Consider the following 23,020-nt stretch of genomic DNA (forward strand, 5'->3'; position numbering starts at 1 on the left):
ACAGCCGGGTCGGCGGGTCCGGCCGCCATCGGGCGGTGGGGTCGTACTGAATCTTCTTGCCGTACAGGCAAGTTGACGGGGCGGCAGCGGCCTCGCCGGCTCCCCGGGTGAAGGGCGGGAGCGTCGGCGGCCCGGGCTCAGGCCGCGGCCGCGGAGTCGCGGGCGGGGACGGCGACCAGCACGAACTCCGCGCCGGCGTCGTCCCGGACCAGCGCGGTGCGGCCGAACGGCCCCGGCACCGGACCGGAGACGACGGTGCCGCCGAGGGCGCGCAGCCGGTCGGCCGCGCGGTCGGTGTCCTCGGTCGCGAAGTGGACCAGCCAGCGTGCGCCTCCCTCCGGACCGGCGCCCGGGCCGGAGGGGCTGGAGGGGTCGGAGGGGCCGATGCTGCACGCGGGCCGACCGGCCACCCGGGCGAGGGTGTGGCCCGCCCGCGGCCGGTCGTAGCTGTAGCCGACGACCCGGCGGTAGAAGGCCCGCGCGGCGTCGGGGTCGGGGGAGAGGTGCTCGTTCCAGGCGAACGCGCCGGGCTCGTCGACCAGGCCGGCGCCGTCGATGGTGCCGGCCCGCCAGAGCCCGAAGCGGGCGCCGAGCGGGTCGACGGCGAGCGCGGCGCGGCCCTGCTCGGGCACCTCGTACGGTTCGCGGGCGAGGCGGCCGCCGGCGGCCCGGACGGCGGCGGCGGTGCGCAGCGGGTCGGGGCAGGCGAGGAAGGTGGTCCAGGCGGGCGGGTCGGTCGGCCGGGCCCGTTCGACGGCCGCGACCTGGGCGCCGTACCGGGTGGCCACCGCCTCGGCGGTGCTGGTCGGGACGAACTCCCAGTCGAACAGCGCGCCGTAGAAGGCCTGCGCCCGTGCGGTGTCCGGCGTGGTGAGCACGACCCAGCACGGGACCCCGGCGCGGTAGTTGCCCGGCTTCGGCATGCGGTCCTCCTGGCGGGCCCGGTGTCCGGCGCCCGGCGTCCGGTGCCCGGAGCAACGGCCCCACCCGCCAGCCTCCGCGCCCGGCGAACGGGTGGCAAGCGGGCGTCCCCGACGACGATGCCTAGGACACCCCGTGCGGCCGGAACTGGACGCTGATCCGCGGGCCCACCGGGCGGGCCGTCTTGGGGATCGCGTGTTCCCAGGTGCGCTGGCAGGAGCCGCCCATCACCACCAGGTCCCCGTGGCCGAGCGGGTGGCGGACGACGGTCGTGCCGCCGGACCGGGGCCGCAGCGCCAGGGTGCGCGGCTCGCCGACGGAGAGGATCGCCACCATGGTGTCCTCGCGGGCGCCGCGCCCGATCCGGTCGCCGTGCCAGGCCACGCTGTCCCGGCCGTCCCGGTAGTAGCAGAGTCCGAGGGTGCGGAACGGCTCGCCCAGCTCCCGGGCGTAGTGGTCGCTCAGGGCGGCCCGGGCCAGGCCGAGCACCGGGTGCGGCGGTTCGGCGTGCGCCGGGTAGGAGGCCAGCAGGCGCGGGACGTCGACCGTCCGCTCGTACATCTCGCGGCGTTCGGCGCGCCAGGGCACGGTGGCGGCCAGCTGTTCGAACAGCTCGTCGGCCCCGTGCAGCCAGCCCGGGAGCAGGTCGAGCCAGGCGCCGTCGCCGAGCGGCTGCCGTCGCAGGCCGTCGAGCGGGCCGAGGCGGACGCCGCCGCGGTCGGTGTCGTCGAACAGCGAGGGCTGGAGGTGGACGGTGCCGTGCATGGGGTCAGCGTACGCCCTTGTTCGAACAGGTGCTCGAATATTGCGCCCAGGGCATGGGTATACCGAGCGATGCACGGTGATATTCAGTTAATGCCTTCGATTTGCAGGCCAAATTGGGAGTGTGGCAACCTAATCGCAGACATTGAAGAGTTTTGACATCGGAAAGCGAAGGATCATGTCGGACGGCGCCCGCGTCATCGTCGGAGTCAGCGGCTCCCTGCACAGCCTGACCGCCCTGCACCGGGCGGCCGAGGAGGCCCGGGTCCGGCAGGCGGTGCTGGTGCCGGTGCTCGCCTGGACGCCGGTCGGCGGCGAGCGCAACTACCGGGCCCGGCCGTGCCCGCCGCTGCTGCGTGCCTGGCAGGAACTCGCCGAGGCGCGGATGGCGAGCGCGCTGGAGCAGGCCTTCGGCGGTCTGCCGATCGGCGTGCCGGTGCGGCCGCTGGTCGTGCGCGGCGATGCCGCCACGGTGCTGACCGGGCTCGCCGACCGTCCGGGCGACCTGCTGGTGGTCAGCACCGGCGAGCAGGGCGGCCTGCGGGTCAGGCTGCGCGGGCTGACGCGCCGCTCGGTCACCCGGCAGTGCCTGGCCCGGGCCCGGTGCGGGGTGCTCGCCGTTCCGCCGTCCACGCTGCACGAGGACCTGCGCGCGCTGCACCGCGGCATCGACCTGCGGGAGCTCGCGGCGGCCTGACGGTCCGTCAACTCCGGTGCGTGGTGCGGCCGTCGACCACCGTACGGGTGGGGCGAAGGTCGCGCAGCGCGTCCACCGGGCAGTCCAGCGGATCGACCGGCCACACCGTGAGGTCGGCGAACGCCCCCGGCCGCAGGCTGCCGCGCACCGCGCTCTCGCCGGTCAGCCGGGCCGCGTTCACGGTGTGCAGGGCGACCGCCTCGGCCCGGCCGATCGCGTGCTCCGGGCCGACCACCCCGGCCGTGGTGCCCCGGGTGGTCATGCCCCAGACCGACACCATCGCGCCGTACGGGCCGACCGGGAAGTCCGAGCCCCCGGTGATCAGCGCGCCCTCGTCCAGCCACTCGCGCAGCGGGAAGAGCGCGGCGGTGCGCTCCTCGCCCCAGGCCCGCTGCTGGGTGAGCGCGCCGTCGTGCAGCAGCGGGTGCTGGACCGTCACCGGGATGCCGAGGGCGATCGCCCGGGCCCGCTGGCTGGGGCGGGCCAGGCCGCCGTGCTCGACCACCAGGGTGCCGGGCGGCAGGCCGGGGCGGCGCGCGGCCACCTGCTCGAAGACGTCCAGCAGCACCCGCAGCCCGCGGTCGCCCCAGGCGTGCACGCCGACCCGCCAGCCCCGCCCGACCACCCGGTCCACCGCCGCGAGCAGCTCGGCCGGCTCCCAGAGCAGCCGGCCGTGGTAGCACGGCTGCCCCCGGTAGGGCTCCTCCACGGCGCCCGCCTCGAAACCGCCGTCGATGCCGAACTTGACGCCCCACAGGCTCAGTCGGCCGTCGTCCCGGCCGGCGGAGCGCCAGGCGTCCATCCGCTCCAGCAGTGCGTCCACCTGCTCCGGCGTGCGGGCGGCGAAGCCGGAGACCAGCGCCCGGACCCGGACGGCCAGGGCGCCCCCGGCCCGCGCGGCGTCCAGCACCTCCAGGTCCTCGACCGGGACCAGGCAGTCGCGGACGGTGCCGATGCCGGTGGCGGCGAAGTCGGCGGAGGCGGCGCGCAGGCCCTCGATCCGCTCCGCGAGGGTGGGGCGCGGCAGCACCCGCTCGACCAGCTCGACCGCCCGGTCGACCAGCCGGCCGGTGAGCCGTCCGTGCCGGTCGCGCTCGATCACACCGCCGGGCGGTGCCTCGGTGGCCTCGGTGATCCCGGCCAGCCGCAGCGCGGCCGAGTTGAGCACCATGTTGTACGCGCCGCGGCGCACCAGCACCGGGTGGTCCGCGGTGGCCGCGTCCAACTCCCCGGTGGTGGGCATCCGTTGCTCGGCCAGCAGCACCTCCTGCCAGTTGACCGTGGTCTGGATCCACTCCCCGGCGGGGGTGCGGGCGGCGCGCTCGCGGATCAGGGCGAGGAACCCGGCCAGATCGTGGGCCCGGTGGACGGGCACGCCGTGGACGCTGTGCCCGGCCATGACCAGATGGGTGTGGGTGTCGTCGAAGGCGGGCAGCACCGTCGAGCCCGGGGCGTCCACCACCTCGGTGGCCGGGCCGACCAGGGCGTCCAGGCCGTCGGGCGCGGGGGACAGGGCGGTGATCCGGCCGCCGGTGGCGGCGACCGCCCGGCGGGGCGGCTCGCCGGGCACCAGGGTGTGCACGGCGGCGGCCCGGATCAGCAGGTCGGCGGGGGCGGGGTCGGTCATTGCGGCTCCTGGATCGCCGGACACACCCGGGGGCGGGACAGCCCGGTGACCTTCTCGACGTACCGAAGACTGGGCTCGGCGAGCAGTCCGTGCAACTCGGTGAACACCGCGCGGGCCGGCACCGCGTTCCAGTCGGCGGGCAGCAGCTGCGCGGGCAGCCCCGGGTCCAGGTACGGCAGGCGGCGCCACTGGGTGAGCATCGGCACGTAGGCGCGGAACGCCTCGGCCGGGTCGACCGGCGACCGGTCGCGCCGCTCCTCGGCGGCCGGGTGCCAGGCGTCGGCGAAGGCCGCGTACTGCGCCTCGATCGCCGGGAGGTCCCACCAACTCGCCACCGCCGTCCGGAGATCGGCGAAGCCGGCGTACTCGGCGGAGAGGAACAGATGGACGTAGGCGCTCAGCCCGAGCCGGTCCAGCAGCCGGCGGGCGTCCGGCAGCAGCCGGGCGGGCGCCAGCCAGACCCCGGGGGCGGCGTTGCCGAAGCCGAGCCAGCTCAGCCGGGAGCGCAGCTGGTGGCGGTGGGCGCGGGCGGACTCGGGCACCGAGAAGACCGCCACCACCCAGCCGTCGGCGAGCGCGGCGGGCTCCAGGCTGTGGAAGATCCGCCGGTCGCCCTCCTCGAAGACCGGCTCCACCGCCGGGGCGAGCCGGTAGCCGGTTCCGCCGCGGCGCTCCTGGAGCAGGGTGCCGGCCTTCTTCAGCCGGGACGTCGCCGAGCGGACGGCCGGGCCGTCGACGTCCAGCTCGGCCAGCAGGGCGATCAGGTCGGCGATGGATATCCAGCCGCCGAGGCGGCGGACGAACTCGCCGTAGACGGTGTTGATCAGGGAGCTCGGCCGGGGTGCGTTCTCGGACATGCGCGGGCCCTCCTCCCCGGCGACTGGTGGCGATCATAACGAGGGTGCGGGACATCGGAAGGGTCTTGCCGATCTTTGCCGGATGCGCCGATCCGGCGGGAAGCGCACGGAACACCTGCTAGGGGTAACGCCTACTGCGCGTACCGCTACCGCCCGCTACGCGTAGGCGCCGGAGAGCAGGGTCCCGGCCCCGGGGGCGAAGGCGGGCAGGCCGAGGGCCCGCAGCAGCTGGTGGGTGGTGCAGACGGCGGCCGAGACCACGGGCTTGCCGAGCTGCTGCTCGGCCTCCTCGACGGCGGACAGGGAGGGCAGCTGCACGCAGGCCGAGAGCACCACGGCGTCCGCCCCGGCGTGGGCGAGACCGCGGGCGATCGCGGGCAGCCGGGCCGGGTCGTGGGCGGCCACGTCGAGGTTGTCGGCGATCTCCAGGGCGGCGTGGTCGAGCACCTCGATGCCCTCCGCGGCGAGGTACTCGACCACCGTCCGGGCCAGCGGCCGCAGGTACGGGGTGACCATCGCGACCTTGGCGGCCCCGAGTTCGTGCAGCCCGGCGACCAGGGCGCCGGCGCTGGTGACCACGGGCGCGGGGGCGCCGTTCTGGATGGTGCGCAGGTGCAGCCGCCGCTCGGCCTCGCGGTGGTAGCCGTGGCCGGTGGCCATCACCGCGACCAGGCAGGCGTAGCCGAGCACGTCCACCCGGGCGTCCGAGAGCTCGGCGGCGCAGCGGTCGGACTCGGCGTCCATGGCGCGCAGTTGCTCGGGGGTGACCCTGGTCATCCGCATCCGGCTGGAGTGGAAGGTGAACCGCTCGGGGGCGACCGCCTCGCGGGCCCGCAGCAGGGCGGGGACCTCGGTCTCCATGGTGACGTTGGAACTCGGGACGATCTGGCCGATCCGGTAGGTGGTCATCGGGCGGACGGTCCTTTCCGGTCGGGGCTGGTCAGCGGGCGTCGACCACGGGGTTGGCGAGCGTGCCGATCCGCTCGATGGTGGCCTCGACGAGGTCGCCGGGCTGGAGGAACTGCGGGGGCACCATCCCGGCGCCGACGCCCGAGGGGGAGCCAGTGGCGATCACGTCGCCCGGTTCCAGGGTGACGCCGGAGGAGATGTCGGCGATCAGCCGGGCGACGCCGAACAGCATGTGGCGGGTGTTGGAGTCCTGCCGCGGCTCGCCGTTGACCTTCAGCGAGAGGTCGAGCCGCTGCGGGTCGGGGATCTCGTCGGCGGTCACCACGACCGGGCCGAAGGGGGCGTAGCCGTCCTGGCCCTTGGAGAAGAACCACTGGCCGGAGCGGCGCTGGTCGCGGGCGCTGATGTCGTTGACGATGCTGTAGCCGAACACGTGCCGCAGCGCGTCCGCCTCGGCCACCCGGAAGGCGGGCGCGCCGATCACCACGGCGAGTTCGCACTCCCAGTCGAGCTGCTTGGTGAGGTCGGCGTTGTGCGGGATGGGCCCGCCCGGGCCGGTGACGGCGGTCGAGGGCTTGCCGAACAGCACCGGGCGGTCGGGGAGTTCGCGGTCGGTGTCCAGGGTGCGGTGCGACTCGGCCACGTGCTCCACGTAGTTGAGGCCGACGCCGACGATCTTGCCGGGGCGCAGCGGCGCGCACAGCGAGACCTCGGCGAGCGGCCTGGTGGCCGGGGAGCCGGCGAGCAGCTCGCGGACGACGGCCAGGGCCGGTTCCCCGGCGCGGATCAACCCGAGGAGGTCGGGCGGGAGTTGAGCACCGGCGGCGGAGGCCAGGGAGGTCAGGTCGGCGACCCGGTCGCCGTCGAGCCGGGCGCCGAGGCGCGGGGCGGCTGCGGCTTCGGCGGTGGCAGCGGGGTCGGCGATTCGGAAGGTCAACAGGTGCATGGCGGTGGGGCTCCTGGTCAGGCGGTGGTGGTGGGCTGCTGCCCGTCCGGGTGGGCCTCTTCGCGGTGGAGGCCGAGCGAGTGCATCACCGGGAAGTCGTTGAAGGAGAACAGGCAGGCGTCCTCGCCCTGGTCGAGGTTCGCGTGCTCGTGCCAGGCCCAGGACGGGACGACGAAGACGTCCCCCCGCTGCCACTCGAAGCGGTGGCCGGCGATCACCGAGGCGCCCCGCCCCTTGGCCGCGGTGTACACCACCGAGCCGGTGTGCCGGTGGGCGCGGGTGGCCTGGCCCGGTCGCAGCAGTTGCAGGTGGGCGGACATGGTCGGCATCACCGGGCCGCCGGTGACGGGGTTGGTGTACTCCATGACCACGCCGTCGAAGGGCGATCCCTCGGTGGCGCGGGCGAGTCGGCAGAGCGCGTGGTAGCTGGGCTCCCAGGGCCAGCCGAACAGCGGCGAGTAGGGGCGGGTCCACTTCTCGACGCCGTACGGCAGCAGGTTGCCGCCGTAGCTGAGCAGCGAGGAGTCGGTGACCGGCCCGGGCCGCTGGTACAGCTCCGGGTGGACCTCGTAGAAGTTGGCGTCGAGGGTGTTGACCAGCGGGATGTCCAGGCCGTCCTGCCAGATCACCGGGGCGTCGTCGGCCTCGTTGCCGTGCTCGTGCCAGGTGTTGTTCGGGGTGATCGCGAAGTCGCGCGGGCCGACCTTGAGCTTCTGCCCGTCCACGACGGTCCAGGCGCCGGTGCCCTCGTGGACGAAGCGCAGTGCGGAGGCCTGGTGGCGGTGCGCGGTCATCGCCTCGCCGGGGCCCATGATCTGCAGCCCGGTGTACAACAGGCCTACGGCGGCGCTCAGTTCGCGGCGGCCGGGGTTCACCAGCATCACCACCCGGCGCCCGGCGTCGTCGGCCTTCACCAGGGGCAGGGCCTTGTGCACCAGTGGGCGGAGGTCGGCGTAGCGCCAGAGCACGGGGACGGACCTCGGCTGCGGGTACCAGGGCTCGATCTCGTTGGCGACCGTCCACAGGGCGCCGGCCTGGTACTTGGCCAACTCCTCGTAGTAGGCGAGCAGTTCCGGGCTGTCGGTGACCCTGGCCCGGCCGATCCGGTCGTCGTCGTGACCGTCGTGACCGTCGTGACCGTCGTGACCGTCGTGACCGGCATGGCTTCCGCGACCGTCGTGACCGTCGTGACCGGGGGTGCGTTCGGGGCTGGTCATGCCTCCTCCTCGGGGAACACCAGCGGCCGCAGCGGGCGGTTGTCCACGTGCAGCCGGAAGACGTCGAAGCGGTTGTAGTGGCCGACGATGTCGTGCATCTGCCGGGGCTGGACGCAGCGGCCGAGGTCGATCTCGGCGTAGACGATGCCCTCCTCGTCCACCAGCGGTTCGGTGACGGCGCGGCCGTCCGGGCCGAAGATCCCGGACAGGGCGCTGTGCGGGCGGGCGAGTTGCTTGCGGAGCCGCGGGTCGTCGCCGGCGATCAGGTCCACGATCTCGGGGGAGACGGTGGAGCAGGCGACGACCGAGAACACCTTGCCCTCGAAGCAGTGCGCGGCGGTGCGCAGGGCGATGGAGTCCGCCATGTCGTAGTCCTCGGGGCCCACCGGCAGCGCGATGTAGCAGGCGGCGTGGACGAGTTCGCCCTGGGCCAGCAGCGTGAAGCGGGCCAGCGGGTTGGTGTTCTCGCCGCAGGCCAGCGCGCCGAGCGGGCCGACGGCGGTGGGGTGCACCGTGAGGGTGCTGCCGTCGCCCTGCCCCCAGGTCAGTTTCTCGGCCCAGGTCGGCACCAGTTTGCGGTGCACGCCGAGCAGTTCGCCGTCCGCGCCGATGATCAGCAGGGTGTTGTACAGCGGTCCGAGGCCGGGCCGGCCGCGTTCGTTGACCCCGATCACCAGCACCACGCCAGCCTGCCGGGCCGCGGCCCGCAGGGTGTCGACGTACGGGCCGGGGACGTCCACGGCGGCCCGGTACAGCCGGTCGTACCAGGGCGAGCCCTGCACCGGGTTCATCGTCCAGTTCCAGTACGGGTAGCCGGGCACGAAGACCTCGGGGAAGACCACCAGTTCGGCGCCGTGCCCGGCCGCCTCGTGGATCAGCGCGACGGCCTTGTCGACGGTGGCGGCCGGGTCCAGGTAGACCGGGGCGGCCTGGACGGCGGCGGCGGTGAAGCGGGGCAGGTCGGGCATGGTTCCTCGTCCCTCCTCGGGGGCTGCGGTGGGGAACGCGACGGCTTCTCGAGGGGCTCGGGGGCCGCTCACGGAGGGTCCGGTGACCAGCGGCGGTGGACGGGCGGGGGAGGCTCGCGCAGCAGGTGCAGGCGCGGGGCGACCCGGTCGGCGTTCGGCCCGGGCGGCTTGCGGCTGCCGGCCCGCCAGGGTTCGGGCCAGCGGGCGCCCGGTCCGGCGTGGTTCCGCTCGGCGGCGGCGTGCAGCGTCCAGAGCGGGTCGTACAGGTGGGCGCGGCCGACCGCGACCAGGTCGGCCCGCCCGGCCAGCAGGACGGAGTCCGCGTCGTCGAACCCGGAGATGGCGCCGACCGCGATGGTCGGCAGGCCGGTGGCGGCGCGGACCAGTTCGGCGAACGGCGTCTGGTAGCCGCGCCCGTACGGCGGCCGCTGGTGCGACACCACCTCGCCGGTGGAGACGTCCAGCGCGTCCGCCCCGGCCCCGGCGAGCGCGCGGCCGATCGCCACGGCCTCCTCCTCGGTGGTGCCGCCGGGCGCCCAGTCGCTCGCCGAGATCCGCACCAGCAGCGGCCGCCCGGCCGGCCAGACGGCGCGCACCGCCGTCAGCACCTCCAGTGGCAGCCGCAGCCGGTGGGCGAGCGGACCGCCGTAGCGGTCGGTGCGGCGGTTGGTGAGCGGGGAGAGGAAGGAGGAGAGCAGGTGGCCGTGGCCGAACTGGAGCTCCAGCACGTCGAAGCCGGCCCGGGCGGCCCGCTCGGCGGCGGCCGCGAAGTCCGCGGTGACGGCGGTCAGTTGGATGTCGTTCGCCTCGTGCGGCACCGGGCTGCCGGTGTCCCAGGGGAGGGCCGAGGGGGCGATCAGCGGCCAGCCCTCGGCGAGCGGGCGCCCGACGCCGTCCGGTCCGGGGGCGGCGGTCGCGCCCCGGCGGCCGGCGTGGGTCAGCTGGATGCCGAGCGGGGTGTCGCTCACCGCCCGTACCGCGTCGACGAGTCGGCGCCAGGCGGCCTCCTGGTGGTCGGCCCACAGGCCCGGGCAGCGGTCGGTGGCCCGGCCCTCGGGGCTGACCGCGGTCATCCCGGCGATCACCAGCCCCGCGCCGCCGAGCGCGTGGCCGGTCAGTTGGGCGCGGTCGAAGCCGCTGGGCAGCGCGTCGGGGGAGGTGAAGGTGGCGAGCGGGGGCACCACGACGCGGTTGCGCAGTTCCAGCGCGCCCAGTTTCAGCGGCCGGAACATCGGCGGCACCCCGGGCGAGCCGCCGAAGGCGGTGTCCACGGCGTCCACGAAGGCGGGGTCGCGGGCCCGCAGGTTGCCGTAGGTGACCCGCCGGCTGCGGGTGAGCAGGTTGAAGGCGAACCGGTCGATCCCCTGCCCGGTGCGCCGCCCGATGGTCTCGAACCATTCCAGGCTGGCCTGCGCGGCGCGCTGGGTGGACTCCACCACCGGGCGCCGCTCGGCCTCGTACCAGGCCAACGCCGCGTCCAGGGTGGGCTGTTCGCTCAGCGCGGCGGCCAGGGCGAGGGCGTCCTCCAGGGCGAGCTTGGTGCCGGAGCCGATCGAGAAGTGCGCGGAGTGCGCGGCGTCGCCGAGCAGGACCACGTTGCGGTGGCGCCAGCTCGCGTTCCGGACCGTGGTGAAGCGGATCCAGCGGGAGGCGTTGGGGATCAGCCGGTGGCCGTCCAGGTGCCCGGCGAGCAGCTCGGCACAGCGCCGCACGCTCGCCAGGTCGCTCTCGCCGCGCGCCGACTCCCGTGCGGCGAAGGCATCGAAGCCGGCGCGGTGCCAGGCGTCCGCGGCCGCCTCGACGATGAAGGTCGAGCGGGTGGCGCTGTACGGGTAGGCGTGCACCTGGAGGACGCCGAAGTCGTACCGCTCGACGATGAAGGTGAAGGCCTCGAAGACCTTGTCGGTGGCGAGCCACATGTAGCGGCAGTGGCGTTCGTCCAGGTCAGGGCGGAAGCTCTCGGGGTGGGCGGCCCGGGTGCCGGAGCGGATTCCGTCGGCGGCCACCACCAGGTCGTACTCGGCGGACAGTCGGTCGACGGGCGGGGCCGGGGTGCGGTAGCGGACGTCCACCGCCAGCTCGGCGCAGCGCTGTCGGAGGACGGCGCGCAGCCGGTTGCGGTCCAGGGCGGCGAAGCCGTGGCCGCCGCTGGTGCGGACCTCGCCCGCGTAGCGGATGTCGATGTCGCTCCAGCGGGCGAACTCGGCGCTGATCGCGGCGAAGACGAGCGGGTCGGCCCGGGCGATGCCGTCCAGGGTCTCGTCGGAGAAGACCACGCCGAAGCCGAACTCGTCGTCCCGGCCGTCCCGTTCGAAGACGGTGATGTCCCGGTCGGGTGCCAGCTGCTTGGCCAGGGCGGCGAAGTAGAGCCCGCCGGGGCCGGCGCCGATCACCGCGATCCGGCGCACCGCCCGCGGAGCCGCGTCCGGTCGGCCCGCGCGGTCCGGTGCCGTGCTCATGCGAGCACCTCGGGCCGCTGCGGCCCCGCCTCGGCCAGCGTGCGGCGGACCTGCGCGGGCCACGGCTGGGAGCCCCCGTCCTGCGGCGCGGCGTGCACCACTGACATCCGCCCGCTCGCGGCCAGCCCGTGCGGGCCGTGCACCTCGAAGGCGTAGTGCAGGGAGGAGCCGCCGACCCGGACGACCCGCAGTTCGGTGCGGACCAGGTCGCCGAACCAGAGCCGTTCGCGGTAGTCGGCCTCGAAGTGCACCCGGGGTATCCGCCCGAACAGCTCGGCGAGCCCGAGCCGGCGCAGCAGGGCCGCCTCCGCCGCCTCGGCCCAGCGCTGCACGGCGGAGAAGTGGTAGTGCCCGGCGGCGTCGGTGTCGGACCACTCCACCCGGCGCTCGACGGTGACGCTGGCCGGGGTCAGCGCGGCCCGTCGGCGCAGCTCGGCGCGGTGCAGCTTGCCGGTCGCGGTGCGCGGCAGCTCGGGCACGAACTCGACCGCCCGCGGGTACTTGTAGGGCGCGATGGCGCGCTTGACGTGCTCCTGGAGCGCGCGGGCCGTCTCCGGCCCGGCCGGTACGCCCGCGCGCAGCACCACGTACGCCTTGACCACCGCGCCGCGCCGCTCGTCCGGCGCGCCGACCACCGCGCAGTCGGCCACGTCGGGGTGGGCGGCGAGCGCCTGTTCCACCTCGGGCCCGGCGATGTTGTAGCCGGAGGAGACGATCATGTCGTCGTTGCGGGCCCGGAACCAGAAGTAGCCGTCGCCGTCCCGGACGTAGGTGTCACCGGTGAGGTTCCAGCCGCCGCGGACGTAGTCCAGCTGGCGCTCGTCGTCCAGGTAGCGGCAGCCGGTCGGGCCCTTGACGGCGAGCATCCCGGGCTCGCCGTCCGGCACCGGGCGGCCCTGCCCGTCCAGGACCGCGGCCCGGAAGCCGGGGACGGGCCGGCCGGTGGAGCCGGGGCGGATGTCCCGGCCGGTGGCCGAGACGAACACGTGCAGCAGCTCGGTGGCGCCGATGCCGTCGATCAGCCGCTGTCCGGTGGCCGTGTGGAAGGCCTGCCAGACGGCGGCGGGCAGCGGCTCGCCCGCCGAGACGCAGTGCCGCACCCCGGCCAGCCGGTCGGCCAGCCCGGCGGCCAGGATCGCCCGGTAGGCGGTCGGCGCGGTGAACAGGACGCTCACCCGGTGCCGGCGGACGTGTTCGGCGAGCTGCTCGGGGGTGGCCTGCTCCAGCAGCAGGCCGGCGGCGCCCGCGCGCAGCGGGAAGACCAGCAGGCCGCCGAGGCCGAAGGTGAAGCCGAGTGGCGGGGTGCCGGTGAAGAGGTCCTCGGGGGTGGGGTGGAGCAGGTGGCGGGAGAAGGTGTCGGCGATGGCGAGCACGTCGCGGTGGAAGTGCAGGGTGGCCTTGGGGCGGCCGGTGGTGCCGGAGGTGAAGGCGATCAGCGCGACGTCGTCGGCGGCGGTCGGGACGGCGGGGAAGCCGGCGGGCTTGGCGGCGCAGCGGGCGGTGAGGTCCTCGGGGCCGGGGCCGCCGTAGGGGAGAACCCGCAGCTCGGGGGTCCGGGCCCGGTCCAGCTCGTCCAGGAAGCGGTGGTCGCACAGGGCGAGGGCGGGCCGGGCGATGCCGGTGAGCTCGGTCAGCTCGGCGGCGCGCAGCAGTGGCATGGTGGTGACGGCCACCCCGCCGGCCTTCAGGACGCCGAGCCAACAGGCTGCCAGCCAGGGGGTGTTGGGGCCGCGCAGCAGGACCCGGTTGCCGGGGACGAGGCCGAGGTCCTCGGTCAGCAGGCGGGCGATCCGGTCTGCGTGGCCGCGCAGTTCGCCGTAGGTCCAGCTCCCGGTGGGGGTGAGCAGGCAGCGGCGGTCCGGGCCGAGGCGTTCGATGGTGTCGTCGAGTAGGGCGGCGGCGCAGTTCAGGCGGTCGGGGTAGGCCAACTCCGGGAGTTCGAAAAGGAGTTCGGGCCACTGCTCGAAGGGCGGGAGGTGGTCTCGACAGAACGTGTCCACGTGCGCCGAGGGTGAGAGCTCCATGGGCGGGCACCTCGTTGTGCGAGCGGGGAGTGAGGCCAGTATGGCGCTTCGGTGACGCCAGTCAAGAGAGCGATACACGCATTCGGGCGACGGCCCTGGTGGCGCTCCCCGGCGCCTCCGGTGCTCCCTGGCTCCTGGTCCCCGTTGTCGTCCGGCTCCCCGCTCGGGTCCGCGGTCCGGGACGGGCGGCAACCGGCCGTCCCGGACCGCCTCGACGGGACCGGACCGTCAGCTGCTCGCGCCGTCCGCGGCGGCACCGGGCGTGCGGCCCTCCTGCACCTGCCGGGCACGCTCGGCGACGAGCTCGGCGAGGCCGGTGAACGCGGGCCCGGTGAGCTGGTCGCCCGACCCCTCCCCGCGCACGACGAGCAGCACGCTGCCGACCCTGGCCAGTGCCACCGCCGACGAGGAGCCCTGGACGCGGACGGCGCTCTGGTCGCCGATCCGCGGGACGGCCGCCGCCGGGTCGGTGCCGGCGGTCCGGTCGAGCGTGTGGTCGAAGGCGCGGGCGGCGGCCTCGGGGGAGGCGAAGGAGGCCACGCCGAACTCCACGGTCTGCGCCGAGGCCGAACCGAAGGTCACGGTGGCGGAGGCGAGTTGAAGGTCGCAGGAGTCCGGGAGCAGGCACGGCAGCCCGCCGCCCCGGGCGGTCCCCGCCGTCGGCTCCCGTCGCACCTGCCAGCCGCCCGGCAGCGCCCGCGCGTCGGGCAGCACCGCCCGGACCAGCGCCGGGTCGCCCAGCGGCGGTGCGGCGTGCGCCAGTCCGGGCCCGCCCGGCTTCAGCAGCGGACGCGAGCCCAGGTGGATGCCGATCGCGACCAGTGCGGCGATCAGCACCAGGGCGAGCGCCACCACGATGCCGGTGCCGCTCCGCCGGGCGGCGAGCGTCCGGGCGCGGGCGGCCCCCGGGTCGAGCCGCAGCTGGACGGTGGCCGGGTTCGCCGGCGGCGGCGTGGACGGTGGTCCGACCCGCAGTTGTACGGTGCCGGGCTCGCTCCGCAGCTGGACGGTCGGCGGGTCGGCCGGTTTCCCGAGCCCGGTGGTGGCGAGGTACCGCGCGAACGCCGGGTCCGCGGCCAGCAGGTGGTCGACGGCGGCGGTCAGCAGCGCCCGTGCCCGCGCGTCCCCCGGGCTCGCCTCCGCCGCCGTCAGCGCCCGGGCCCCCTCCGGCACCGCCCGCAACCGCGCCCGGACGACCTCCGCCACCGCCCGGTGCGGCCCGTCGCCCAGCAGTGCCGCCACCGCATCCGGTGCCAAGCCCCGGCCGTCCCCCATGGCAACTCCCCTTGCCGCACGAGTGGTTGCCCCCACGATCCCGGACCGGGGCCCGGTTCGTACCCATGCCGAACCGAACGGAGACGCGACTGAGACGCGATCCGGACGTAGCCGGGCGCGGCCCGTCGGCCGACCCGCGCCGTGGACGGGGGTGTCAGCGCAGGTCGAAGACCAGGCGGGCGGAGACCTTGCCGCTCAGGACCTCGTCGAAGCAGGCGTTCACGTCCTCCAGCCGGCGGGTCTCGCGGATCACCCGGGTGCGGCCGAGGGCGTGCAGGCGGAAGACCTCGGCGAGGTCCTCGCGGGTGCCGACGATCGAGCCGATCACCTTGGTGCCGTTCAGCACCGTCTCGAAGACCGGGAGTTCGAGCCTGCCCTCGGCCGGGAGGGCGACCAGGACGAGGGTGCCGCCGCGGCGCAGGGCGCCGTAGGCCGCCTGGAAGGAGGCGTTGCTGACGGCGAGGGCGATCGAGGCGTGGGCGCCGCCCAGGGCCTGGACCTCGGCCGCGACGTCCTGGGTGCGGGCGTCCAGGACGTGGTCGGCGCCGAGCTCGCGGGCCAGGGCGAGCTTGTCGTCGGTGACGTCGACGGCGATGGTCTCGGCGCCGAAGATCCGGGCGTACTGGAGGGCCAGGTGGCCGAGTCCGCCGATGCCGGAGACCAGCACCCGGGTGCCGGGCCGGGCGTCAGAGACCTTGAGCGCCTTGTAGGTGGTGACGCCCGCGCACGACAGCGGGGCGGCGTCCAGCGGGTCGATGCCGTCCGGGACGGGGACGACGTAGTCGCCGTGCGCGAGCGCGTACTCGGCGTAGGCGCCGTCCACCGAGTAGCCGCTGTTGTGCTGCTGGAGGCAGAGCGTCTCCCAGCCGGAGACGCAGTGGTCGCAGCGCCCGCAGGCGTCCGCGAGCCAGGGGATGGCGACCCGTTCGCCCACCCGGACGTGCCGGACCTGGTCGCCGGCCGCCTCGACGATGCCGACGCCCTCGTGCCCGGGGACGAACGGCGGGCTGGGCTTGACCGGCCAGTCGCCGTGGGCGGCGTGGATGTCGGTGTGGCAGAGGCCGGAGGCCTCGATCCGGACCCGGACCTGGTGCGCGGCGGGCTTCGGTAGGGGGCGGTCCTCGACGGCCAGCGGTGCGGTGAAGTCGTGGACGACGGCGGCCTTCATGCGCTTCTCCCTCGGGCGTACGGACGGGTGCTGCCGGCGGCCGCGCGCGCGGGCGCAGCCGCCACCAGCTTCACCCGATGGGGTGATCTTCGCCGTCCGGACTAGGCCAGAAGAGTGGGCATGGGTCCAGGTATCCCCGCAGGTCAGCGCACCGGCATCGACATGTAGACGGCGCGTCGCCCGTAGGACGCGGGGACCGCCACCTCCCGGTGCGCGCGGTAGCCGAGCAGCCGCAGCAGGATGTCCGCCCCGCGCACCGCGACCATCGAGATCCGCTCGAAGCCCAGCTCCTCCGCCCGCTCCCGGAAGTGCCGGATGAACCCCAGCGCGACCTCCCGGCCGCGCAGGTCCTCGGCGATCACCAGGTCGTGCACGTGCAGGTTGCCCGACTCGTGCACCGCGTCCTCCGCCCGGGCGAGGTCCGGGCAGCGCAGCGGCGGGTACGGCAGGCTCAGCAGGTAGCCGCGGACCGTGCCGCCCTGCTCCAGCACGAAGCAGGTCTCCGGCGAGCCGAGGGCGCGGGACTGCAGCGCTTCCCGGCCCTCCGACAGGCCGTCGGCCGCGTAGGCGTCGTACTCCAGCGCGACCACGGCGTCCCAGTCGCCGTCGGCCAGGAGCCGGATCCGGAGGTCCTCGCCCACTAGGCCGGAACCTCCGAGGCGCCGAGCCCCTCCGCGCGGGAGGCGGCCACCAGTGCCGCCCAGGCCTCCACCAGCACCGCCCAGCGCTCGGCGTCCTCCCGGGCCTCGTCCAGCAGCTGCTGCCGCCGCTCGGCCACCACGTCCGCGAGCTCGGCGTACTTGCCGCCCAGCTTGCGGTAGGAGCGGTCCAGGACGTCCAGGCAGTGCTCGTTCCCGGCCCGGTCCCAGTCGACGCTGCCGCGCACCAGGTCGAGGAGCGGCTCGACCTTCAGCCCGTGCCGCTCGTCCAGCAGCCCGCGGCCGAGGTCGATCATGCCGCCGTAGACCGGGTACAGGTACAGCATCGAGAGCAGGAACTTGACGAACCGCAGCTGGTAGTTGACGAAGCCGGAGCCGGTGCGGCGCTCGGGCGTGTAGTAGTTGACGATGTGGCGGTTGTGGACGACGCCGGGCAGCCGGGAGTGGACCATGGCGTGCAGCAGGGCGTAGTCGCTGCCGATCGTCTCGATCGAGGGCAGCAGCGGCAGCACCTCGTAGGCCCGGTGGTCCAGGGCGATGTTGCACATGTAGACGTCCCAGATGTCGGGCACGCCGAGGACGGACTCGTCGGTGGTGAACGGCTCGGAGCCGGCGCCCTTGAAGGAGACGTCCACCATCGCGTCCTGCTCCTCCTGCGACCACACCGGCGGGGTCCACAGGCGCACCACCTCGCGGTAGACGGCCGGGTCCAGCTCGTGGATCTCGCTGATGTCCACGTTGAGTTCGCCGATGAAGGAGCCGCTGACCAGCATCACCGGCTTGTCCGCGTCGGCCGGGTCGAGCTCGGAGCGGGACACGACGGCCGCCGCCTCGCCGGCCGGCCGGCCGATCGAGAGCAGCTCGTGGTGGATCGGGAAGACCTTCCGGCCGTCGACGACCTGGAAGTCGGCGTCGTCGTTGCGCAGGTGCGCCGAGGTGCAGCCCAGGGCGGCCGCGCCGAGGAAGAGCCGGTTGACGCAGGAGCCGTACGCGACGGCCGGCGGCAGCATCATGTCGAGCAGCAGTTCGGGGTCGGCGGCGCCGGAGCGCTCGGCCACCCGGCGCAGGAACTCCCGCTGCCGCGCCTCGCCGAGGTGGTGGACGACCACGCCGGGGGTGGGCTCCAGCGCGGCCACGGCGCCCGCGTTCTCCGCGAAGGCGACGGCGTCGGTGGTGTCGAGGACGAGCAGGTGCACCTCGACCCCGAAGGTCGCGACGGCGTAGGCCGCCTCCTCGGCGAGTTCCGCGATGGTGTCGGGGCAGGACCGCATGGTGGGCAGGGCGAGGCAGACTCTTTGCATGGTGCGGGTTTCTCCATCGGATCGTCAGATTCGGTGCAGTGATTGCCAGTTGAGCGCTCAGGGGGATCCCGGACGGCGGCTCGGGCCGGTCTGCCGGACCACCGTGGACTAGACCACTTGTGAAGTCAACGATTGACAGCGGCGCCCCGACGGGGTGGAATGCGCCCCCTTCCGTGCGACCGGCCGTCCCCGCACGGGCGCCCGAATCGCACGCGAGGACGAAGAGCCCTCGCTGAGTCGAACGGCCGGACGGGTACGGGGGGTTCATTGCCGGGGTTTTGCGCCGTCGGGGTCAATCCGTGAGCCCTGCCTGCCGATACCGGAGGTGATGCCCTCACGCCGTTCGGAGGAGCCGACGATGCCCGAACTGTGGCTGCCCGGTGCCGAGATCCACGACCTCGGCGACCACGCGCCGACCGATCAGCAGTACCCGCCGAAGGCCATCGCCCACATCACCTGGGACCGCAACGCGACCGCCGCCGCGCCGCAGGACTGGTGCTCCTACGAGGACCTGGTCGGCTACTTCACCGGCAGCGGCGCCGGCGACGCGCCGCACCTGGTCTGGGACCCGTTCAGCGGCCGCACGGCGCAGCTGTTCCCGGCCGACTCCCGCTCGAAGAGCCTGCTCAGCCCCAGCCAGAGCCCCACCCGCACCAACCGGGCCGGGCGGGTGGTGATCCAGATCGAGGCGGTGTTCTTCCCCTACTGCCGCTACCAGGGCGCCGTCTACCCGCGCCTGGTCGACACCCCGTGCGCGGGCTGGGACCGGATCCACGCCTGGATCTCCTCCTGGGGCGTGCCCGACATCTGGCCGATGGGCCGGCCGACCGACTTCTCCGGCCACCGCGACGAGCGGACCTGGGAGGCCCTCGGCGGCTGGTACGCGCACGCCCACGTGCCGTACAACGACCACACCGACCCCGGCTCCTGGCCCGACCTCACGGCCGGGCCCGGCTCCCCGGGCATCCCGCCCCAGCAGCAGCCGGTGCCCCCGGTCACGACCGCCCGCTACCAGGTCAGCATCAACGGCCTGCCGTACGGCTACGGCGCCCAGGGCTACCAGGTGACGGTGGTCGGGCGGGCGCTGGTCGCGCACGGCTTCGGCGACCACTACCGCTCCGGCCCCGGCCCGAACTGGACGGACGCGGACACCGAGAACTACGCGGACTACCAGGGGAGTCTGGGCTACGCCGGGCAGGCGGCGGACGGCGTCCCGGGGGAGAGCTCGCTGCGCCGGCTGCTCGGCTACCTGCCCGGGCAGCGGACGGTCTCGGTGTCCCACGTGGTCGCGGCCGCCGGGACCGACCCGGGGGCCGCCCAGGGGCACCTGACGTACGGGTCCGAGGTGGCCATCGTGGAGCAGGCGCTCGCGGACGAGGGGCTGCTCGACCAGCGGTGGGTGGACGGCTCGTTCGGCACCCGGACGGTCTCCGCGTACGCGGCCTGGCAGCGGCGCTGCGGGTACCAGGCGGGGGCGGCGGACGGGATCCCCGGCCAGGCCTCGCTGCAGCAGCTGGGCGCGGCGCAGGGGTTCGCGGTGACCGACTGAGGCCGGCTCCTGGGGAGCCGCGGCCGGGGCTGTTTCCCGCTGTCTCCGGCTGCTCCCCGCTGTTCCGTGCTGCTCCTCGGGGAGGAGCGCTCCGGCTGTCGCCCGCGGCGCGTACTCGCCGGGGAGTAGGCGAGGTTACTTCCACCGTCAGATGCCCGATGAGGATCGGACGGGAGAGCCTGGGGCCGTCCTCGTGGCCCCGACTCGAAGGAGGTACCCCGTGCGCTCGCCCACCGGCGCCGTCACGGCGTCCGAACCGGCGTCCGGTGTCAGGCGGCGGTCCGCGGGCCGCCGCCTGACACCGGCGGCGCGCAAACGCCTGGTCGTCCTGCACATCACCGCCTCGGTGAGCTGGCTGGCGCTGATGCTCTGCCTGCTCACCCTGGCGGTGACAGCGCTGACGGCCGTGGGCGCCGGCGACGCCGACCGGCTGCGCACCGCCTACCGGGCGATGGGCCTGCTCGGCGACGTGCTGATCCTGCCGCTGAGCCTGCTCACCTTCCTGAGCGGGGTGGCGCTCGGGCTCGGCACCTCCTGGGGGCTGTTCCGGTACTACTGGGTGAGTACCAAGTTCTGGCTGACGCTGGGGGCGATGGCGGCCTCCGTCTTCGCGCTCAGTGACCGGCTGCACGACGCGGTGCGGGTGGTGGACGCGCACCCGACCGGCCCGATCACGGCGGCGGACCTCGGCTTCGTCCGGTACAACACGGTGATCGTCCCGGCGGTGGCGCTGTCGCTCTACCTGTTCACCGTGGTCCTGTCGGTGTACAAGCCCTGGGGCCGCCGGAAGACCAAGGCCGGTTCCGGAGGCAGTGCCGGGTCCGGCACCAAGGCCGGTGCCGCGGACGCGGACGCCCGTCGGGGCCGAATACCCGGGGCAGGCGCCTGACCGGCCGGCCGACGGCCGCCGGCCCCGACCCGGGGCCGCCCGGGGAATGCCCGCGCGGAGGGAGGGCGTTGTGCACCGACGTGACCAGCGCCGCGCCCACGACCAGGATCTCCGTGCTCGACCGCTCCCGGACCAGACAGGGCGAGGAGCCGGCCCGGGCACTGCGGGACACGGTGGCCTTCGCCCGCGAGGCGGAGCGGCTCGGCTACCACCGGTTCTGGGTCTCCGAGCACCACGGCGTGCCGGGGGTGGCCGGGTCGGCGCCCACCGTGCTCGCGGCGGCCGTGGCGGCGGCCACCTCCCGGATCCGGGTCGGCACCGGCGGGGTGATGCTGCCCAACCATCAGCCGCTGGTGGTGGCCGAGCAGTTCGGGGTGCTGGCCGCGCTGTTCCCGGGGCGGATCGACATGGGGCTCGGACGCTCGGTGGGCTTCACCGACGGCGTCCGGCGGGCGCTCGGGCGCGAGAAGGGCGCAGCGGACGAGTTCGGTGCCCAGCTGGCCGAACTGCTCGGCTACTTCGACGGCTCGCAGCAGGCGCACCGCGGGGTCCACGCCCGGCCGGCCGAGGGCCTGCACGTCCCGGCCTTCGTCCTGGCCACCGGTGCGGGCGCCGACCTGGCCGCCGACGCCGGGCTGCCGCTGGTGATCGCCGCCCCGCACGGGGAGGACCGGATGCTCGCGGCGATCGACCGCTACCGCGACCGGTTCCGCCCCTCGGCGCACGCCGCCGAGCCGTACGTGGTGGTCTCGGGCACGGTGGCGGTCGCCGAGACGGCCGAGCGGGCGCGTGAGCTGCTCGTCCCGGAGGCCTGGTCCGGCGCGTATTCCCGTACCCACGGCGAGTTCCCGCCCCTGGCCCCGGCGGCGGAGATCCTCGCCCGGGAGATGACCGTCCGGGAGCGGGCCGCGTACGAGCAGTCGCTCAAGGGGCACATCGCGGGCACCCCGGAGCAGGCCGCCGCCGAGCTGCTGGCGCTGGTGGAGCGCAGCGGGGCGGACGAGTTCCTGGTCACCACCAGTACCTACGACCGCGCCGCGCTGCTGGACTCCTACCGGCTCCTCGCCGAGGCCGTCGGCCGGGCCTGAGCGGGCCGGGCCCGAGTGGGCCCGGAGGAGGCGGAGCCGTCACCGGTCCGGGCCGGGCCTCGCCGGCTGCCCGGCGCTCGCTGCTCCCCTCCCGCTGCCCGGCGCTACCGCTCAGCCCGCGTCGACCTCGGTCGTCCCGAGCCGCGCGTACACCTCCGGCCGGCGGGCCCGCAGCCGCAGGGCGATCCCGACGCCGGTCAGGAACACCACCGGCACGATCGCGACCAGCGGCCAGTTGACCTCCGGGCCGGCGCCGGTGAACAGGTCGAGCCGCCACACCACCAGCGCGGTGGCCCCGCACAGCAGCACGGTGGCGGCCAGCGGCGCCACGACCGTACGGAACGCCCCGGCGCTCGCGGCGGCCGCCCGGTTGCGGCGGAAGAAGGCGAACACGGCCAGACCGGCCAGCGCCTGGAGCACCAGGATGCCGACCACCCCGGGGGAGTTCGCCCAGAGGAAGAACTGGTTGTACGGGTCCGCCCCGATCAGCGCGGCCACCCCGACGGCCACCGCCGCCACCACCGACTGCACGATGCCGCCGATCCACGGCGAACCGTGGCGCGGGTGGACCCGGCCCAGCGCGGCCGGGGCTGCCCGCTCGGTGGCCAGCGCGTAGCCGTACCGGGTGATGGTGTTGTGGAAGGCGAGCAGCGCCGCGAGCAGGCTGGTGACGATCAGCACCCGCTGCACGTCCGTCGCCCAGCCGCCGACGTAGTCGGTCATCGCGGTGAAGAACATCCCGGCCGGGTCGGCGGTGGCGGTCGCGACGGCCCCGGTGTCGCCGAAGGCCTGCACGATCATCCAGGTGACGAAGGTGTAGAAGAGGCCGAGGAAGACGATCGCGGCGTAGGTCGCGCGCGGCACGGTCCGCTGCGGCTGCCGGGCCTCCTCACGGTAGATCGCGGTGGCCTCGAAGCCGATGAAGGCGGCGAAGGAGAGGCCGAGCACCCCGCCCATCCCGCCGGAGAACACGTGCTCCGGGGCGAACGAGGACAGGCTCAGCCCGTGCGCCCCGCCCTTGACCAGCACCGCCACCGCGAGCACCAGTAGGATGCCGGTCTCGGCGATCAGCAGCGCCCCGAGCACCTTGGCCCCGAGGTCTATCGAGCGGAAGCCGAGGAACCAGACCACCGCGACCCCGAGCAGCGCCCAGACCGGCCAGGGCAGGTCCAGCCCGAGCAGGTCCTCGGCCGTGGTGTGGGCGAAGAACCCGAAGGCGCCGAACATGCCGATCTGGATCGCGTTGTACGAGAGCACCGCGAGCAGTGCCGCGCCCAGCCCGGCCGCCCGGCCGAGGCCGCGGGTGACGTAGGCGTAGAAGGCGCCGGCGTTGCGGATGTGCGCGGTCATGGTGGTGAAGCCGACCGCGAAGAGCGCCAGCACCACGCCGGTGGCCAGGTAGGCGACCGGCGCGCCGATGCCGCCGAAGGAGATGGCGAACGGCGCCACGCCGGCCATCACGGTCAGCGGCGCGGCGGCGGCCACGACGAAGAAGACGATGTCGCCGGTGCCGAGCACCCCGCGCTCCAGCCCGCCAGCGGTGCCCGGGGAGGTGGGGGTGGAAGGGGCGCCGGGGTCGGGGGGACGGAGTGCGGCGGGGGAGGCCGCGTCGGAGGGCAGGGTCATGGGGGAGCTCTCCTGGGGTCGTGGGTACGAGGGTAGGGCGGTCGGCGGCGCGGACGCGTCGGCCGCCGACCGGGGAAC

The 23,020-nt window shown here is 74.8% G+C and carries 19 protein-coding genes and 1 pseudogene; 4 read left to right on the forward strand and 16 right to left on the reverse strand.

Going from position 1 to position 23,020, the window contains the following annotated elements; translation table 11 throughout:
* Window positions 1-137: 137 nt before the first annotated feature.
* Window positions 138-923, reverse strand: coding sequence for a VOC family protein (locus tag ACFCY1_RS19885; RefSeq protein ID WP_375875405.1), 786 nt, complete (start codon window positions 921-923; stop codon window positions 138-140).
* 121 nt (window positions 924-1,044) lie between these two features.
* Window positions 1,045-1,686, reverse strand: coding sequence for an alpha-ketoglutarate-dependent dioxygenase AlkB (locus tag ACFCY1_RS19890; RefSeq protein ID WP_049650653.1), 642 nt, complete (start codon window positions 1,684-1,686; stop codon window positions 1,045-1,047).
* A gap of 175 nt (window positions 1,687-1,861) precedes the next feature.
* Here ACFCY1_RS19890 and ACFCY1_RS19895 point away from each other — a divergent pair, with 175 nt between their 5' ends.
* Window positions 1,862-2,380, forward strand: coding sequence for a universal stress protein (locus tag ACFCY1_RS19895; protein ID WP_074004506.1), 519 nt, complete (start codon window positions 1,862-1,864; stop codon window positions 2,378-2,380).
* A gap of 7 nt (window positions 2,381-2,387) precedes the next feature.
* Here the strand turns inward: ACFCY1_RS19895 and ACFCY1_RS19900 are convergent, their stop codons facing one another.
* The 13 genes and pseudogenes from ACFCY1_RS19900 to ACFCY1_RS19960 form a co-directional block, all read right to left on the reverse strand.
* Window positions 2,388-4,007, reverse strand: a complete 1,620-nt coding sequence (locus tag ACFCY1_RS19900) for an amidohydrolase (RefSeq protein ID WP_375875406.1) — start codon at window positions 4,005-4,007, stop codon at window positions 2,388-2,390.
* Entirely contained in the window at window positions 4,004-4,864 is an 861-nt protein-coding gene (locus ACFCY1_RS19905; RefSeq protein ID WP_375875407.1) for a PaaX family transcriptional regulator C-terminal domain-containing protein, read from the reverse strand. The genes ACFCY1_RS19900 and ACFCY1_RS19905 overlap by 4 nt, the downstream gene beginning before the upstream one ends.
* A gap of 156 nt (window positions 4,865-5,020) precedes the next feature.
* On the reverse strand, window positions 5,021-5,773 hold the full coding sequence (locus tag ACFCY1_RS19910; protein WP_049650649.1) for an Asp/Glu racemase: 753 nt from the start codon (window positions 5,771-5,773) through the stop codon (window positions 5,021-5,023).
* Window positions 5,774-5,804: 31 nt separating this feature from the next.
* Window positions 5,805-6,719, reverse strand: a complete 915-nt coding sequence (locus ACFCY1_RS19915) for a fumarylacetoacetate hydrolase family protein (RefSeq protein WP_375875408.1) — start codon at window positions 6,717-6,719, stop codon at window positions 5,805-5,807.
* A gap of 17 nt (window positions 6,720-6,736) precedes the next feature.
* Entirely contained in the window at window positions 6,737-7,936 is a 1,200-nt protein-coding gene (locus ACFCY1_RS19920; RefSeq protein WP_375875409.1) for a cupin domain-containing protein, read from the reverse strand.
* Window positions 7,933-8,904, reverse strand: a complete 972-nt coding sequence (locus ACFCY1_RS19925; RefSeq protein WP_375875410.1) for a carbon-nitrogen hydrolase family protein — start codon at window positions 8,902-8,904, stop codon at window positions 7,933-7,935. The genes ACFCY1_RS19920 and ACFCY1_RS19925 overlap by 4 nt, the downstream gene beginning before the upstream one ends.
* 68 nt (window positions 8,905-8,972) lie before the next feature.
* Window positions 8,973-11,363, reverse strand: a complete 2,391-nt coding sequence (locus ACFCY1_RS19930) for an FAD-dependent monooxygenase (protein WP_375875411.1) — start codon at window positions 11,361-11,363, stop codon at window positions 8,973-8,975.
* Window positions 11,360-11,743, reverse strand: coding sequence for a thioesterase family protein (locus ACFCY1_RS19935; RefSeq protein WP_234348306.1), 384 nt, complete (start codon window positions 11,741-11,743; stop codon window positions 11,360-11,362). Before ACFCY1_RS19935 ends, ACFCY1_RS19930 begins: the two co-directional genes overlap by 4 nt.
* A 36-nt stretch (window positions 11,744-11,779) precedes the next feature.
* A pseudogene (locus tag ACFCY1_RS19940) lies at window positions 11,780-13,387 on the reverse strand (AMP-binding protein); the annotation flags it as partial.
* 228 nt (window positions 13,388-13,615) lie between these two features.
* On the reverse strand, window positions 13,616-14,644 hold the full coding sequence (locus tag ACFCY1_RS19945; RefSeq protein WP_375875412.1) for a hypothetical protein: 1,029 nt from the start codon (window positions 14,642-14,644) through the stop codon (window positions 13,616-13,618).
* 172 nt (window positions 14,645-14,816) lie between these two features.
* The gene (gene adhP / locus ACFCY1_RS19950; RefSeq protein WP_074004513.1) at window positions 14,817-15,830 is read right to left on the reverse strand and encodes an alcohol dehydrogenase AdhP; all 1,014 of its coding nucleotides are present in this window, start codon (window positions 15,828-15,830) and stop codon (window positions 14,817-14,819) included.
* Between the two features lie 143 nt (window positions 15,831-15,973).
* Window positions 15,974-16,471 carry a GNAT family N-acetyltransferase gene (locus ACFCY1_RS19955; protein WP_049652045.1) on the reverse strand — a complete coding sequence of 166 codons (498 nt, stop codon included), beginning with the start codon at window positions 16,469-16,471 and terminating at the stop codon, window positions 15,974-15,976.
* A complete protein-coding gene (locus ACFCY1_RS19960) occupies window positions 16,471-17,790 on the reverse strand; it encodes a DUF6271 family protein (protein ID WP_375875413.1) in 1,320 nt (439 codons plus the stop codon). Before ACFCY1_RS19960 ends, ACFCY1_RS19955 begins: the two co-directional genes overlap by 1 nt.
* A 358-nt stretch (window positions 17,791-18,148) precedes the next feature.
* Here ACFCY1_RS19960 and ACFCY1_RS19965 point away from each other — a divergent pair, with 358 nt between their 5' ends.
* From ACFCY1_RS19965 to ACFCY1_RS19975, 3 genes are all read left to right on the forward strand, one after another.
* On the forward strand, window positions 18,149-19,339 hold the full coding sequence (locus ACFCY1_RS19965) for a peptidoglycan-binding protein (protein ID WP_049652047.1): 1,191 nt from the start codon (window positions 18,149-18,151) through the stop codon (window positions 19,337-19,339).
* A 220-nt stretch (window positions 19,340-19,559) separates the two neighbouring features.
* Window positions 19,560-20,228 (forward strand): DUF2269 domain-containing protein, encoded by a 669-nt coding sequence (locus tag ACFCY1_RS19970; RefSeq protein ID WP_375875414.1) that lies wholly within the window; start codon window positions 19,560-19,562, stop codon window positions 20,226-20,228.
* Between the two features lie 80 nt (window positions 20,229-20,308).
* Window positions 20,309-21,316 (forward strand): MsnO8 family LLM class oxidoreductase, encoded by a 1,008-nt coding sequence (locus ACFCY1_RS19975; RefSeq protein WP_117492701.1) that lies wholly within the window; start codon window positions 20,309-20,311, stop codon window positions 21,314-21,316.
* A gap of 111 nt (window positions 21,317-21,427) precedes the next feature.
* Here ACFCY1_RS19975 and ACFCY1_RS19980 read toward each other — a convergent pair whose 3' ends face one another.
* Window positions 21,428-22,942 (reverse strand): APC family permease, encoded by a 1,515-nt coding sequence (locus ACFCY1_RS19980; RefSeq protein ID WP_375875415.1) that lies wholly within the window; start codon window positions 22,940-22,942, stop codon window positions 21,428-21,430.
* Window positions 22,943-23,020 lie beyond the last annotated feature (78 nt).

This window comes from Kitasatospora sp. NPDC056273 (genome assembly GCF_042268845.1).
Taxonomy (GTDB): domain Bacteria; phylum Actinomycetota; class Actinomycetes; order Streptomycetales; family Streptomycetaceae; genus Kitasatospora.

What these genes read in the sequence shown, in the direction of transcription:
- ACFCY1_RS19885 (WP_375875405.1), bottom strand. Translation starts at nt 923, where the DNA reads ATGCCGAAGCCGGGCAACTACCGCGCCGGGGTCCCGTGCTGGGTCGTG.
- ACFCY1_RS19890 (WP_049650653.1), bottom strand. Translation starts at nt 1,686, where the DNA reads ATGCACGGCACCGTCCACCTCCAGCCCTCGCTGTTCGACGACACCGAC.
- ACFCY1_RS19895 (WP_074004506.1), top strand. Translation starts at nt 1,862, where the DNA reads ATGTCGGACGGCGCCCGCGTCATCGTCGGAGTCAGCGGCTCCCTGCAC.
- ACFCY1_RS19900 (WP_375875406.1), bottom strand. Translation starts at nt 4,007, where the DNA reads ATGACCGACCCCGCCCCCGCCGACCTGCTGATCCGGGCCGCCGCCGTG.
- ACFCY1_RS19905 (WP_375875407.1), bottom strand. Translation starts at nt 4,864, where the DNA reads ATGTCCGAGAACGCACCCCGGCCGAGCTCCCTGATCAACACCGTCTAC.
- ACFCY1_RS19910 (WP_049650649.1), bottom strand. Translation starts at nt 5,773, where the DNA reads ATGACCACCTACCGGATCGGCCAGATCGTCCCGAGTTCCAACGTCACC.
- ACFCY1_RS19915 (WP_375875408.1), bottom strand. Translation starts at nt 6,719, where the DNA reads ATGCACCTGTTGACCTTCCGAATCGCCGACCCCGCTGCCACCGCCGAA.
- ACFCY1_RS19920 (WP_375875409.1), bottom strand. Translation starts at nt 7,936, where the DNA reads ATGACCAGCCCCGAACGCACCCCCGGTCACGACGGTCACGACGGTCGC.
- ACFCY1_RS19925 (WP_375875410.1), bottom strand. Translation starts at nt 8,904, where the DNA reads ATGCCCGACCTGCCCCGCTTCACCGCCGCCGCCGTCCAGGCCGCCCCG.
- ACFCY1_RS19930 (WP_375875411.1), bottom strand. Translation starts at nt 11,363, where the DNA reads ATGAGCACGGCACCGGACCGCGCGGGCCGACCGGACGCGGCTCCGCGG.
- adhP (WP_074004513.1), bottom strand. Translation starts at nt 15,830, where the DNA reads ATGAAGGCCGCCGTCGTCCACGACTTCACCGCACCGCTGGCCGTCGAG.
- ACFCY1_RS19960 (WP_375875413.1), bottom strand. Translation starts at nt 17,790, where the DNA reads ATGCAAAGAGTCTGCCTCGCCCTGCCCACCATGCGGTCCTGCCCCGAC.
- ACFCY1_RS19965 (WP_049652047.1), top strand. Translation starts at nt 18,149, where the DNA reads ATGCCCGAACTGTGGCTGCCCGGTGCCGAGATCCACGACCTCGGCGAC.
- ACFCY1_RS19980 (WP_375875415.1), bottom strand. Translation starts at nt 22,942, where the DNA reads ATGACCCTGCCCTCCGACGCGGCCTCCCCCGCCGCACTCCGTCCCCCC.